The sequence below is a fragment of the Viridibacillus soli genome, assembly GCF_016612995.1.
Taxonomy (GTDB): domain Bacteria; phylum Bacillota; class Bacilli; order Bacillales_A; family Planococcaceae; genus Viridibacillus; species Viridibacillus soli.
The window spans coordinates 1-12,997 of sequence record NZ_JAEOAH010000014.1 but is presented as its reverse complement, the minus strand read 5'-3'; the positions used below and the strand labels follow the sequence as shown (position 1 = coordinate 12,997).

At 36.3% G+C, this 12,997-nt stretch carries 15 protein-coding genes; 5 read left to right on the top strand and 10 right to left on the bottom strand.

Annotation, left to right across the window (positions count from 1 at the left end; genetic code table 11):
- Positions 1-525: 525 nt before the first annotated feature.
- Together rpmF and JFL43_RS11425 are read right to left on the bottom strand one after the other, a co-directional pair.
- Complete coding sequence (rpmF, locus tag JFL43_RS11430) at positions 526-699, bottom strand: 50S ribosomal protein L32 (protein ID WP_100796370.1); 174 nt, start codon at positions 697-699, stop codon at positions 526-528.
- Positions 700-723: 24 nt separating this feature from the next.
- Positions 724-1,257, bottom strand: a complete 534-nt coding sequence (locus JFL43_RS11425) for a YceD family protein (protein WP_100796369.1) — start codon at positions 1,255-1,257, stop codon at positions 724-726.
- 126 nt (positions 1,258-1,383) lie between these two features.
- On the opposite strand from JFL43_RS11425, the gene JFL43_RS11420 reads away from it, so the two are divergent.
- A complete protein-coding gene (locus JFL43_RS11420) occupies positions 1,384-2,595 on the top strand; it encodes a nucleotidyltransferase (RefSeq protein ID WP_200749145.1) in 1,212 nt (403 codons plus the stop codon).
- 3 nt (positions 2,596-2,598) lie between these two features.
- Here JFL43_RS11420 and JFL43_RS11415 read toward each other — a convergent pair whose 3' ends face one another.
- Complete coding sequence (locus JFL43_RS11415) at positions 2,599-3,654, bottom strand: SepM family pheromone-processing serine protease (protein WP_325166669.1); 1,056 nt, start codon at positions 3,652-3,654, stop codon at positions 2,599-2,601.
- A gap of 117 nt (positions 3,655-3,771) precedes the next feature.
- Here JFL43_RS11415 and JFL43_RS11410 point away from each other — a divergent pair, with 117 nt between their 5' ends.
- A complete protein-coding gene (locus tag JFL43_RS11410) occupies positions 3,772-4,680 on the top strand; it encodes a hypothetical protein (protein WP_200749144.1) in 909 nt (302 codons plus the stop codon).
- A 53-nt stretch (positions 4,681-4,733) separates the two neighbouring features.
- Here JFL43_RS11410 and coaD read toward each other — a convergent pair whose 3' ends face one another.
- Genes coaD through JFL43_RS11395 form a run of 3 tightly spaced genes read right to left on the bottom strand, consistent with a single transcriptional unit; the run spans position 4,734 to position 7,249 of the window.
- Positions 4,734-5,273, bottom strand: coding sequence for a pantetheine-phosphate adenylyltransferase (gene coaD, locus JFL43_RS11405; protein ID WP_407701973.1), 540 nt, complete (start codon positions 5,271-5,273; stop codon positions 4,734-4,736).
- Complete coding sequence (rsmD, locus tag JFL43_RS11400; protein WP_200749143.1) at positions 5,212-5,787, bottom strand: 16S rRNA (guanine(966)-N(2))-methyltransferase RsmD; 576 nt, start codon at positions 5,785-5,787, stop codon at positions 5,212-5,214. The genes coaD and rsmD overlap by 62 nt, the downstream gene beginning before the upstream one ends.
- Before the next feature lie 40 nt (positions 5,788-5,827).
- On the bottom strand, positions 5,828-7,249 hold the full coding sequence (locus JFL43_RS11395) for a hypothetical protein (RefSeq protein WP_200749142.1): 1,422 nt from the start codon (positions 7,247-7,249) through the stop codon (positions 5,828-5,830).
- Between the two features lie 55 nt (positions 7,250-7,304).
- Here JFL43_RS11395 and JFL43_RS11390 point away from each other — a divergent pair, with 55 nt between their 5' ends.
- A complete protein-coding gene (locus tag JFL43_RS11390) occupies positions 7,305-7,694 on the top strand; it encodes a DUF7147 family protein (protein WP_200749141.1) in 390 nt (129 codons plus the stop codon).
- 80 nt (positions 7,695-7,774) lie between these two features.
- Here the strand turns inward: JFL43_RS11390 and JFL43_RS11385 are convergent, their stop codons facing one another.
- On the bottom strand, positions 7,775-8,047 hold the full coding sequence (locus tag JFL43_RS11385) for a YlbG family protein (protein ID WP_100796362.1): 273 nt from the start codon (positions 8,045-8,047) through the stop codon (positions 7,775-7,777).
- Positions 8,048-8,177: 130 nt separating this feature from the next.
- On the opposite strand from JFL43_RS11385, the gene JFL43_RS11380 reads away from it, so the two are divergent.
- Positions 8,178-9,077, top strand: a complete 900-nt coding sequence (locus tag JFL43_RS11380; protein WP_100796361.1) for a glycerophosphodiester phosphodiesterase — start codon at positions 8,178-8,180, stop codon at positions 9,075-9,077.
- Positions 9,078-9,130: 53 nt separating this feature from the next.
- Here the strand turns inward: JFL43_RS11380 and JFL43_RS11375 are convergent, their stop codons facing one another.
- Positions 9,131-9,577 carry a YlbF family regulator gene (locus JFL43_RS11375; RefSeq protein WP_100796360.1) on the bottom strand — a complete coding sequence of 149 codons (447 nt, stop codon included), beginning with the start codon at positions 9,575-9,577 and terminating at the stop codon, positions 9,131-9,133.
- 432 nt (positions 9,578-10,009) lie between these two features.
- Between JFL43_RS11375 and JFL43_RS11370 the strand changes: the two genes are divergently transcribed.
- Complete coding sequence (locus JFL43_RS11370) at positions 10,010-10,285, top strand: YqhV family protein (protein WP_200749140.1); 276 nt, start codon at positions 10,010-10,012, stop codon at positions 10,283-10,285.
- A 77-nt stretch (positions 10,286-10,362) separates the two neighbouring features.
- On the opposite strand, the gene JFL43_RS11365 is transcribed toward JFL43_RS11370, so the two are convergent.
- The gene (locus JFL43_RS11365) at positions 10,363-11,601 is read right to left on the bottom strand and encodes an MFS transporter (RefSeq protein ID WP_234447742.1); all 1,239 of its coding nucleotides are present in this window, start codon (positions 11,599-11,601) and stop codon (positions 10,363-10,365) included.
- A 268-nt stretch (positions 11,602-11,869) separates the two neighbouring features.
- Positions 11,870-12,496 carry a LysE family transporter gene (locus tag JFL43_RS11360; protein WP_100796358.1) on the bottom strand — a complete coding sequence of 209 codons (627 nt, stop codon included), beginning with the start codon at positions 12,494-12,496 and terminating at the stop codon, positions 11,870-11,872.
- Between the last annotated feature and the right edge of the window lie 501 nt (positions 12,497-12,997).

The following is a 12,997-nucleotide window of genomic DNA, read 5'->3' as shown; positions in this document are numbered from 1 at the left end:
GATTCGGGCTCAGTCGCTATAGATTCGGCTTGAGTTATTCAAGTTCGATTCCATTTTGAATTTTTAAAAGTTTTCGCTCTACTTCCAGGATTTTACGCTCGTTCAGAAAAATTTTATGCACACAATGGATATTTTTTTAAAAATATAATAAACCGATGTGCTCAAAATAACCTTTTCTATGCGAAATAAACTTCCTTCTATAATTGAACTCCAAGGTTCCATACTTATCTAAAGTATTTTCACCAAACAAAAAGACTATCCCACATTTTTAAGTGTGAGGTAGTCTTGGTCCAGTGCCTGTCGCAGCTTAATGGGCCGCTTCAGCATTTACTTAGATATCTAGCTTCAGCGGCCTGCCCCTCGAGGTCGTTTCCGTCTTCTCGGACAAAAGCTAGAAACACGCTTTTGTTTCGAACACTACAACGCTTGTCGGGGCTTAACGGGCCGCTTCAGCATTTAAAATAAAAAAAAGACCACTAGAGAGCCATGGTCTCTTTAGTAGTCTTTTCCAGAACAAATACTGAATTATTTGCTCACAACTTCTTTACCTTTGTATTGACCGCATGCTTTACATACGTGGTGAGCCAATTTACTTTCACCACAGTTTGGGCAAGCAACCATACCTGGTACAGCTAGTTTGAAATGTGTGCGACGTTTACGTTTCGCAGTTTTAGAAGTTCTTCTAAATGGTACAGCCATCGATGGCACCTCCTTACAGATCGGTTATTCGTCTGTTTGATCAAAATACTTAGCTAAATCAGCTAGTCTTGGATCCATTTTTTTTGTGTCATTCTGTTTTCGAAAGGCTAACTCTTCCTCCGTTGAAAAACTCCAATCGGAATTGTTCTTCGGCGCCGGAATTATCGCATCATCTTTATACACTTGCATTGGAATTTCTAATAAAATTAGTTCTTCTAAAGCAGGGTCAACATCGACTACTTCGCCTTCAACAATGTGAAGATTATCATAGCTACTTTCATCTGCATTTTCTGACCAACTAAATATTTCGTCGGACTCAATGTCAAATGGAAATTCAACATCTTCCCATGTTCGTGCACATGGAAGTATAAGCGTGCCTGTCAATTGAAAATGACAAGTGATTTGGGATGCACCGAATGTGCAGTGCCCTTTTACATGAACAGGTGAGATATGACGGATGTCCGGGTTACGTTTCATCACATCATCCAATTGAACAAATTCGTCAATTGGCATCCCGTTTTGGCGATATTTAGATAATTGTGGGATTGCCCATTTCATACGTTTATCACCTCAAGACAACAAAGTTGATTATATAATGCTAAATTATAGATGTCAAGATATTTTCTTGTCACTACTACAAACTCTCCGTATAATTACGTCATAGAGAGTAAAAGGGGTGAAAATTTGATAGCAACCGGTGTAATTGTAGAATACAATCCTTTTCATAACGGCCACCTCCATCATATCAGACAATCACGTAAAGAGACAAATGCAGATATTGTCATTGCCGTGATGAGCGGTCATTTTTTACAAAGAGGAGAACCTGCTTTTGTCGATAAATGGACGCGTACTCAAATGGCACTTGCTTCTGGGGCGGATCTTGTCATTGAATTACCTTACGTGTATGCAACTGCTCAAGCGTCAGATTTTGCGAAAGGCGGAATCAGTTTATTAGAAGCCTTAAACTGCGACTTTTTTTCATTTGGGAGCGAAGAAGGCAGTATTACACCGTTTTTGAACAGTTATAGCCTGTTACAGGAGCACAACGATACATTACAGCAGTTAGTAAGGAACTCTATACAAACGGGTATTAGCTATCCTCAAGCTTTAAATATAGCATATAAACAGCTTATCCCAAATAACGAGCAGTCATTCGTCGATTTATCGAAACCGAATAATATTTTAGGATTCCATTATATTGAAGCCGCATACAAAATTCAGGCGAATATAAAAGCTGTGACGATTCAGCGTATAAAAGCCGGCTATCATGATGCAATTGGAATAGATTCCTCCATTGCTAGCGCTACTGGGATTAGAAAAGCTGTCTTTGAAGAGGCCTCAATCGAAGGAATCTCTTCTTACATGCCTCAGACGTCTTTTAAAGGGTTAGAAGAGTGGCAATATACTAATGCCTCTTTTGGGAGCTGGGAGGCATTCTGGCCACTCTTACGCTTCACAATCATTCGTCATACACCACAGGAACTCTCAACTTTTGCGGAAGTGACAGAGGGCATTGAATATCTACTCCTAAGCGCTGCAAAAAATAGTGAAAACTTTGCAAACTTTATGCAGCAGGTCAAATCAAAGCGCTACACATGGACGCGGATACAACGCATGCTAACGCATATTTTCACTGGCTTTACTTGGGAACGTTTAAAATCCTTCGAACAGCCTTCTTATATTCGTTTATTAGGTATGACGGAAAATGGGCAAAAATATTTATCCGCTAACAAAAAAGAATTCACATTACCCATTATTAGCCGTGTAGCAAGCTCTGACGATGCGATGTTAATGCAAGACATTCAAGCAACTGATTTGTATATGCTTGCTCTTAATGGGCCTGTAAATACAAAAAGAATGGGCTTGGATTATAAAACCCCGCCCATTCGTATGTGAAATTTATTTTTGTTTTAAGTCATTTAAATATTTTAAAGCATCATCTACTGTTTTAACAGGCACGATTTTCATTTTCGTGTCTATTTTTTTTGCCGTTTCAACAGCTATTTCATAATTTGTTTTAATACTAGGATTTAATTTTTTTACTTCATCCGATATTGTATCATCAGGTGCGAAGAAAATTTCGATATCGCCTTCATCTGCTGCTATTACTTTTTTATCCATTCCGCCAATTCTTCCAACTTGGCCCGATTCAAGCATTTCACCAGTACCTGCGATATTATAACCTTTCGTTAAATCGCCTTCAGTTAATTGATCAATTATTTCTAATGTAAACATTAACCCTGCAGATGGACCACCGATATCATTTGCTTCAATTTTCACCTTTGGATTTGTTGCAATCGATTTATTCTCTGTAAAAGTAATTCCGATGCCTACTTTACTTTCTGTACCTGGGATTTCTTTTAAAGTAACGGATTTTGTTTGCTCTTTTTTATCACGAATAATTGAAAGCGTTACTTGATCCCCTGACTTTTTACCGTTTAAATAATCGATCAATTCAGTTTGGCGTTTCACTTTTTGACCATCTATGCCAATTACTTTATCACCAGCTTTTAAAATACCCTTGCTAGCCCCGTTTTCTAAGACGTACACAACGTAGACACCATTATAATTTATCTCATAATCTTTATTAGCCTTTTGGAAGGCTACATATTTAGCGTTAAACTGTGAATCTGTCATAAGCTTCAATTGACGTAAGTTATAATCATTCTCACTTTCATGCGGGCTTCTTACTTGCGTTTCAGGAAGTAATTCCTTACGACTGCTTATTTTGGCTACTGCATACGTAAAAGGGGTTGCTGTTGACATCGATACAGTCATAAGACTCATCGTTCCTTCACTGTCTAACTTCGCATTTTCGACGTCTACAAATTGAGTAAGCTCATAAGCTCCACCTGGCTGCATAATATAATAAGGTAGTGGATACACAAAACCTAATACAACAATTGCCGCAATAACTATAAAACCTATAAATTTCTTGATATTCAAGAAATGCACCTCCGCTTTTCAAACTTCATTAGCTATATATATGACGAAACTTTAGAAAGTTTGTTCGATTTTTTATTAATTTTATTTTATCATTTGTGAAATCAACTTACAAAACGATAAGAATGGGTGAAGCTAATTCTCGTTTCTCGTATGACTATGATCATTTGTTGGGTACTCATTGCTTTGTTACTCCTACAGCCCGGAGTTGCACATGAAGGGGCCGATGTGGGCATTAAATTATTTATGAACGCACTTTTCCCTTATTTATTGCCTTATTTAATATTGACACAATGGTTACTACGCCTAACAAATCAAGGCAGTAGTACCTCCTCTCGTACAGCTATCTATTTGAAAGCATATGGCATTAGTGCCTTGGGAGGATTTCCAACAGGGGCAGCTACAATCGCCTTTATGACAAAGGAAAAGCAGTTAACACTACGAGAAAGCAAATATTTGCTTGCCATTTGTCACGCCCCTAGCCCGCTTTTTATGATTGGTTTTGTTGGCTATGAGTTACTGGAAAACACCACGATCGGTTGGCAAATGTTGCTGCTCATACATAGTGTGAATTTAGTGATACTTGGCCTTTTTATTGTATTTTTAAAGCAACCTTCAGACGCGGTATTGATAAAAAATGATACAAAGTCGTCTTCATTCCCTTTAATCGATAGTATGAAAGGGAGTATTCCCACTGTCCTTTTAGTTGGAACAACTGTCATCTTTTTCACAACAATTAGTCATGTAATGGCCAAAACATTACTGCACTTCCTTCATGAATTGCCGCCAATATTAACGGTTTCTTTATATGCCGTGTTAGAAATGACTTCTAGCTTACATATCGCTACGCAAGCATTTGCAAGCTCTCCTTACCTACCATTATGGCTCATGATCATTTTAGCAGTGCAAGGTTTAAGTATTCATTTGCAAGTTGCGGTACTAGCAAAAGATGCTGATATTCCGCTAGTTCCATACTTCTTCGTACGCCTGTTAACAATACCCACACTGTCACTACTGTACTGGATCATTTTCTTATGAAAATGGCCATACAAAAAGGCTGTTTTATGAGATCATAGAACAGCCCTTTTGTGTTATTTTGAATTAAATTTTTCTTTCAATGCAGTTTCTATCACTTCTGGTACCAACCCGTGAATATCTCCACCATATCGCGATACTTCTTTAACAATACTTGAACTCAAAAATGAGTATTGATTTTTCGTCATAATGAAGAATGTTTCGATATGCTCATCCAGGAAGCGGTTCATCGATGTAATTTGCATTTCATACTCAAAGTCTGAAATTGCGCGCAAGCCTCGTACAATGGCATCGGCCTTGCGTTTTTTTGCATAATCGATTAATAAGCCAGAGGATGAATCCACTTTAACATTTGGCATGCCGCTCGTTACTTGTGAAATTAAATCCATTCTTTCATCCACATTAAACAATGGATTTTTCATAGAATTATTCATCACAACAACATAAACTTCATCAAAAATATCTGCAGCACGTTTTACAATGTCTAAATGGCCATTCGTAATAGGATCAAAACTCCCTGGTACAACAGCAATTTTATTCAATGGATTCTCCCTCTTCCTGCTTTGAACGATATAATGAAATAATAATACCACCATAGCTTTCTTCACGAATTCTCTCAAAATGCCGGAAGCTGGCTGGCAAATCTGTATCACGATCATGTTCACAAACAATAGTACCTGAGCTTGAAATGACATTATTCGTTACAATTTCTTCTACTAAATCATAATATGCTCGTTTTTTATAAGGTGGGTCTAAAAAGATTAAATCTACTTGCTCGCCCTTTTTTACAAGAGCTTTCATCGCTCTCACTGCATCGTTACGAAAAAGTTCAGTTTGATCCTCGTACCGACATTTTACGATATTATCTTTTAGGTTTTGGAAGGCACGTCCATCTTTTTCGACAAAAATGCCTCTATCCATCCCTCTACTAATGGCTTCAATACCTAATCCACCACTACCTGCAAATAAGTCCAACACGGAACCTCCGTCAAAATACGGACCTAGTATATTGAATAATGATTCTTTTACTTTATCAGTCGTAGGTCTAGTGGTTGTGCCAGATACCGCTTTTAAAGGCATCCCTTTTCTGTCACCAGCAATCACTCTCATTGTTTCACCGAACCTTCTTTTACTTACGTTTTAGTCGATTTTAATTCAAAATGTCGGATGGTGCAATATTAATTTTATCCTCCGACTTTTCAACATCGACTAAAAATAATCTTACTAACCATGCCTCTTCCACATAATAATCATCACCAAATTTTTCAAATGGCTGTGAAATCGTATCATAGCGTTTTTCATTGTACACATAGAAAGGCTCTGTCATTGGGAAACGGAATTGACGTGCTTCACTCTCAATATAAAGACCATTTCTACCTTCTCTTACTTCATAGCCAAGACCATTTAATAATGGCTCTGCTTTGTAGAGAATACGGCCGTCTTTAAATATTACTTGCATGTTTTCATCTTGTATTTCCTTCATATAAACTTTACGAGCATCCTCAAATAACAATGGTGCAACCTCTTGATTATCATTGTCATTCATTTCAAAGAAGGATGTTTTTAAATCAATCGTTTCTGACAGCAATTGGTCTAGGCTTTTTGGTGAAATCGTTTCACCTTTTTGTTTAATCAAGCCCTTTTTCCAAACTTTTGATTGTTCATTCGACATATAACTATTTACAATCTCAGTAATTTCTAGAGCTTTATCAGAACCGATTTCTCGCTCGGTAATAAAGGATGCAACAGCGATTGGCAACCAATTATTATTTCCTTTAAAATCATACTGCTGACCAATTCGAGACATAACAATTTTCTTTTCGATGGTTTCTACACTAAATTTTGGTGTAAATAAAATGCGACCTGCTGAGCTTTTATTCGAACTTTGCATAATTGCTACATGTTCAATGCCATCTAATGAAAAGTCTTTTAGTTCTGTCATTAACTCTTTAGAAACCGCTTCGTCACTATATAAAGTGACTTGTTCATTTTCGAAAACAGTTTTCAACTTATGTTTTTGCCAATATAAATCAGTAACTGTTCCGAAACCGCTAAACATTGAATACTGCACTAAATCAAGAGATTTTTGACCAACTAGTTGTAGACCAGTAAACCATTGACCACCAGATTTTGTTTCGTCCGTTATATGGACCTTTGTATGTTTAGGGGTCCCGTGTTGTAATGTCAAAAAGATATTGCGTAGAACTTCACCTGAAGTGAGTCCTTTTTTAGAAAGCGGAATTTCATAAGAGACTGCTTGTTTCTCACCATCTCCGGCTTTCAATTGAGTAAGTTGCTCATTTAAACGCTCACAACTGTTGGCATCAGCTAAAAAACAAGCTTTTCCCTTACTTTTTGTCGGCCAAATAAGCTTCATATTTTCTTTTGGCAGATCAGTAAGATAATGGTTTACTATTAACTTACCTTTACGATAAATCACTTCAATTTCTTGGTCATAGCTAAAAGCCTTGTCTTCCTCAGCCAATTGGTCCGAATAGACATGGTACTGAAAAGATAACATTATGCCGTTTAAAAATAATAAAATTGAAAATAAGCTGGCAGCAAATTTCATGTGCTAATCCTCCTGCATCATGATAATATGTGTTAGGAAAGGATGTGTACGAACAATGATTCAGCAATTCATAGAACTCGGCAAAGGTTTTGGTGACGTTTTTGAACTATGCGAACTTATCGAAACAAATAAGCATCGCTATTGTAATGCCTTCATACTGACATCTGAAGTTAATGGCAAAAGTGTTGTCTCTCTTGCTGTAGCTTTTAATGCAGTAGGTGACACTAAATTTATGCCACTTTATATTTGTAGAGAAGGAATTTCTCATTCACAAACAAAGCCTTCTAAACGTGTTCAACTATTCGAGAATAAAATATCTGAAATCGGTAGAAAAGTTAATACTCTTGAAGTAAAACATTCATCCGAATTTGCAGAGAGCACTCTCTATTACCAATATCTTATTGGCATTATGCGTCTTCATCATTATATCCCATCCATGTACTAACTGAAACATTTCATCAATTTTCATTCAGTTTGATAAATACATACTGGATGTTCTTTTTATCGACAAGTATCACCAAAGTTTTACAAATCAGTTTTATAATCGTATTCTTTTGCCTTATCTGGCTTCGCATTTTCAAACTCAGTGGAAACAAATGGGCGGTATGAGGGCACTACATCCTTGACATACGGAAGTCGGATCATTTTGGCCATCGTCGCTTCAATTTCATCTTGATCACAATAAAGTACAACATATTTTAATTTTCTTGAAATATAATGCACATGTCCATATCTTCGCAAAGATTTTGCTTGTTTTAAATGATGGACATACACAATCAGGCCTTGTCGGTCTTTCATATGGATTCCCTCTTTTCTTACAATCAAGAATACCATAGCTTGGAATTCAATCGCAACCAAGTTTAGCTGACAGAGTTATGGTTTATCCGTTATAATAATATTAGAAGTCTGCATTTAGAGGAGGACTATAATGGGAAAGAAAACGAAAGTTGCAATCGCAATTGCAGCAGCAAGCGCAGCAGCATGGGCAGGATCAAAAGCTCTTTCAAAACCTCAAAAGCGAGACGATAAAGAGGCATTACAATATGAACACCCTATTGTTCTTGCGCATCGTGGCGGCTCACATTTAGCACCAGAACATACTATGGCGGCATTCCGTCAAGCAGCAGAACTTGGTGTCCACGGCTTTGAAATCGATATTCGTTTAACAAAAGATGAAGAAATCGTTGTTTTCCATGATGAGTATGTAGATCGTACTTGTGACGGAACAGGTCGCGTGGCTGATTTGACTTTAGAAGAATTACAATTATTAAACTTTGGCTATAATTTTGTTGATTTGGATGGTTATTTACCATACCGAGATGAACAACAATCAATTGTTACATTACGTTCATTATTAGAAGAATTCCCTCAAATGCTCGTAAATATTGATATGAAAGATGCGCCGGATACATATGAGGGAGGGCTAATGCCTTCTAAACTATGGCGTTTGATCGAAGAGTTAGGTGTTGAACATCGAGTTGTTGTGACAAGTTTCTTCGACGAACAAATCGATCGTTTTAATTTATATGCTCAAAATAAAGTAGCTTTAGGAGCTGGACAGGGTGAAGTGAAAAAAGCGTATACTTCTTTCACGAGCCAATTTGGTCACCTATATCACCCAAAAGTAGATGTTTTCCAAATTCCATCCAAATTTGGCGTCTTCGCTTTAGATAACGCTAGCTTTATTCGATTCCTAGAAAACTTGAATATTCCAGTACATTATTGGACAATCAATGACGCACCTACAATGGAGCAATTACTAGCAGTCGGTGCTAAAGGCATTGTCACAGATCGACCTGATTTAGCAATTGAGCTACTAAATGAATAAGATTTTTCAATAAGAAAAAGAGACTTATACGAAATTCGTATAAGTCTCTTTTGTTATGCTGAGCAAGAACAGCCTCCTCCAGTTCCACAACCTGTACCACATGAAGAGGCAGCAGATAAGAATGGATTACTTACAGGTACTTTTACAGCTTCTGATACAGTTTTACCTATTAGTAAGCTAATTTCATCAAGTAAATCTTGATAGTCGTTTTCTGCAACTTTCAGAGCGGCTATTTTATCGTTTAAATCGAGCTTACGCTTTTGCAAACGGATCGATTTCATAATTGTTTGGTAGTCTGGATGATACTTTCCAAAACGTTGAACATCCTCGTATTGTTCTTTCATACGTTGGAATGAGGAGATTTCTTCCACAAGTTCAACATCGGAGTATACATTGTTGTAGGCTAGCTGCAACGTTGCAATTTCTTCGGAGGATCGTATCATTTTACTTAGACCGTCTACTTCATCAAGGATTTGTGCCCACTCAGAAGTCATCATCATATTTCATTCCCCCAATCTTTTCTTATCATAACAGATTTATTGTTTTTTTGTTAAGACGGAGTTTCGAATTGGAAAAACTAAAATTCAAAATATTAAAGTAGCAGTGAGGTAAATAATGAGGTGCAAAATTGACGAACAAACGGATTGGATTTCTAAGAATTTAGCTCCTTTAATATTGGCTTAAATCACTAAAAATAGCACAACTTAATAAAGCATTTTTCTCCTACGGCTACCGATATCTCCTGCCACCTATTCATATAACACGCTTTCCTTAAGTTAAGCATGAAAACTAGACATATCAATTCAATGTATTCTATAAATTTATTGATAAAACTAGAAATGTATTCATAGACTATAGAAAAAGTTATTATGGATTTACAAACTGGTTTCTATATCTAAATCCCTTATTGCTGAATAAGTTCAAAGAATGAGGTGGTCACTTTTATTGCAAAAGCACTTCTTGTTATCATTTTATTGAGATTGCTTTCTGGAAGTATAGAGATAACAGCTGCGATGTTTATGTTGAAATATAATGATTTAGAAAAAGCCTTTTATATTAATACACTACTCGCATTAGTTGGACCTTGTATTTTAATCATCACGACGGGAATAGGATTAGTTGGTTTAGCTGATAAGATCTCTTTGTTCAAAATGGTTTGCCTCTTTTCCGGTATCTTCCTCATTCTTTTTAGTTTAAGCTCAAAATGAGATCTAGCATGTTCTAAATTACATACCGACTATGCAAAAGGAGCGATTCAGCTAAAATGACTGATCGCTCCTTTTTATTATGAAGTACTTTGTTTTTGTCCAATTTCATCAACTTTAATAAGTTTAAACACCATGAATATAAGAATAAATCCCAAAACACCCATTGTAATATAACTCGCATTGAGGTAGTTTTTCATAACGAGTGACATAATAGGAGGACCTGCTGCAACACCGATAAATCTTGCTGAGCTGTAGAAAGAAGTGACCGTTCCTCTCTCTTCCTTCTTTACATTTTCTGTAATAATTGCATCGAGTACAGGAAGTATTGCACCAATCGCAATACCAACAATGCTATTTACAATTAACAGAAGCATCAGCTTTTCTTTTGTAAATCCAACAAAAATAACACTAGCAGAAAGTACAATCAAGCAAATAATGATCATTTTTTTTATTAATTTTAAATCTCCTTTTATTTTTCGACCGGTTATAAAAGAAGCAATACAAAGCATCAATAAAGGGATGGCTATTACAAATCCTTTTTTCATTCCCTTTATATCATGCGTTTTCTCAAGACTTTCTGATAAAAAGAATAACACACCAAATAAAATGAACATTACAAAAGTACCACTAAGGAATATGGTATACAACCACTTTCCTTCCTGCTTGAATGTTTTCTTGAGATTAATTAAAAATTTATTAAACATTAATGGTTCATCTTTTTCTTTTGGTACTTTAACAAAGAAAAAAATAAGAACGATTGAAATTAGACTAAAAGCAGAGATAGAGAAAAATGGTAAGAACCATAAAAGAGCTGCAAATAAGGAGCCAAGGATAGGACTTAACACTTTTCCGAACGTATTCGACGTTTCAATAATGCCTAAACAGGAGCTTGTTTCTTCGTCATTTTTATATAAATCACCCACAAGAGGCAATACAATGGGCATAGCGCCAGCTGCTCCTGCTCCTTGTAAAATCCTTCCGATAATAATCACTGTATAGGGGTCATCCATTTTCCATGAAGCAAAACCAGCAATTAGCCCTCCGATTAGCGCAAGGATTAAACTCGGCAAAATCACTACTTTCCTTCCAAACCGATCCGATAAATAACCTGCAACTGGGATGAGCAACACAGCGGCCACTGAGTAGCTTGTTATGATCATACTCGATTGAAAAGAGGAAATCCCTACTCTTTCTTCCAATATCGGTAACACTGGAATAAGCATGGAATTTCCAAGTGTCATGACAAGTGGGATTGAGGCCAAACTGATAATACACCAGAGGCTTACTTTGCCTTCACTTTTTTCCACATTCTCCATTCTACACCTCTATTAATTGTTGGGTTATTTTCAACTAAGAAAAGGCATTCGCACCCATTCACCCCTGACAAGCGCTGGAAAGGCCGAAATCAAGTGTCTTGCCAACTTCCCCCCGAGAGATTGAAGCGACCTCGAGGGTGGCGCGTATGCCTAAACATAGCTAAAGTTCATATACTTTTATTAAAGGTATGGTTTCCTTGCTCGTTCTTTTTATACGTCTAGGTAAACATTATGTAAACTTAAAAAAAGTGAAGATTACTTGGACGTATTAAAATAGAGAATGATAAGCTTGAATGCCAAAATATATTCCGAATCCAATCATTGATATAGAAGAAAAAATAGAAATTATTTTCAAAAAAGAAGGTGACAATATTTTACGCGAACCACCTGATATAGAAGCCATTATGAAATCCACTAAAGCAATTCCAAGTAAAATTGTTATACTATATAGAATTATTTTATATCCTGTCATAGTTGTGGCACCTCCCACTAGAATAGAGCCATATATACCTAACCAAAAAAGAATTGTTAGTGGATTCAACAATGCCATTAAGAAGCCAGATAATAAAGAGTGTCTTAGACGAACCACTTTACGAAATTTCGAGTCCAGCTCAATATTATTCACTGTAAGTAAATTCTCTATACCCGTATACATCAATACAAAAAAACCAAACGACCAAAGGAGAGTTTTCACAAAAGGCATCTCGATAAATTGCGCAATTCCAAAATACACCATGATCATATACAATATATCTGTTACTACAGCGCCAAGACCGAAAAACCAAGCATGAAAAAACCCATTTTTAAAACCGGTATTTAATAAAGTTGCCTTAACAGGGCCAATAGGTGTAGCTAAAGATACACCTAAAAAGAAGTAGGGAATGATGGAATTCATGAAATACCCCTCCGTAAATATAATGTCTTTGCATCATATTCAAAGTGGACTTCCCGTACGACTAATAAAAAAGGAAAATTTTCAAGAATAGTTACTAATACCTTAATAATAGAATTGTAGTTAAAGTATTGATGAATTCCACAATTCAGATATTCAATAACAAAGCTATATACTTGTTTTATCCTGCTAATATTACAGTATCCTATAAGCCCCAATTGACGATCCCTTTCTTCCAAATAATCACCAAAGTTATTTTCTATATAAGAATTTTAAGTATGATTAATCTGAAGAAGAAAAAAAGACAAAGGGGTTGCATCCTTTGTCTCGATACTATATTGCCATAGGCGTATTGATTAACCAATTTTAACCATTACGATTAAAGTGGGAGGTTGGTTTCCGCTACGGGATGCTCGCTTTCCGCGGGCAAGCACCGAGCCGCTTCCTCCGCTACAATCAACTAAAAAATGTAGTAACATACGTTAATATTGAATATAAAAAAAT

Excerpts from the sequence above, each read along its gene's own strand:
- rpmF (WP_100796370.1), bottom strand. The coding sequence starts at position 699 with ATGGCTGTACCATTTAGAAGAACTTCTAAAACTGCGAAACGTAAACGT.
- JFL43_RS11425 (WP_100796369.1), bottom strand. The coding sequence starts at position 1,257 with ATGAAATGGGCAATCCCACAATTATCTAAATATCGCCAAAACGGGATG.
- coaD (WP_407701973.1), bottom strand. The coding sequence starts at position 5,273 with ATGGTGGTATTATTATTTCATTATATCGTTCAAAGCAGGAAGAGGGAG.
- rsmD (WP_200749143.1), bottom strand. The coding sequence starts at position 5,787 with ATGAGAGTGATTGCTGGTGACAGAAAAGGGATGCCTTTAAAAGCGGTA.
- JFL43_RS11395 (WP_200749142.1), bottom strand. The coding sequence starts at position 7,249 with ATGAAATTTGCTGCCAGCTTATTTTCAATTTTATTATTTTTAAACGGC.
- JFL43_RS11390 (WP_200749141.1), top strand. The coding sequence starts at position 7,305 with ATGATTCAGCAATTCATAGAACTCGGCAAAGGTTTTGGTGACGTTTTT.
- JFL43_RS11385 (WP_100796362.1), bottom strand. The coding sequence starts at position 8,047 with ATGAAAGACCGACAAGGCCTGATTGTGTATGTCCATCATTTAAAACAA.
- JFL43_RS11380 (WP_100796361.1), top strand. The coding sequence starts at position 8,178 with ATGGGAAAGAAAACGAAAGTTGCAATCGCAATTGCAGCAGCAAGCGCA.
- JFL43_RS11375 (WP_100796360.1), bottom strand. The coding sequence starts at position 9,577 with ATGATGATGACTTCTGAGTGGGCACAAATCCTTGATGAAGTAGACGGT.
- JFL43_RS11365 (WP_234447742.1), bottom strand. The coding sequence starts at position 11,601 with ATGGAGAATGTGGAAAAAAGTGAAGGCAAAGTAAGCCTCTGGTGTATT.
- JFL43_RS11360 (WP_100796358.1), bottom strand. The coding sequence starts at position 12,496 with ATGAATTCCATCATTCCCTACTTCTTTTTAGGTGTATCTTTAGCTACA.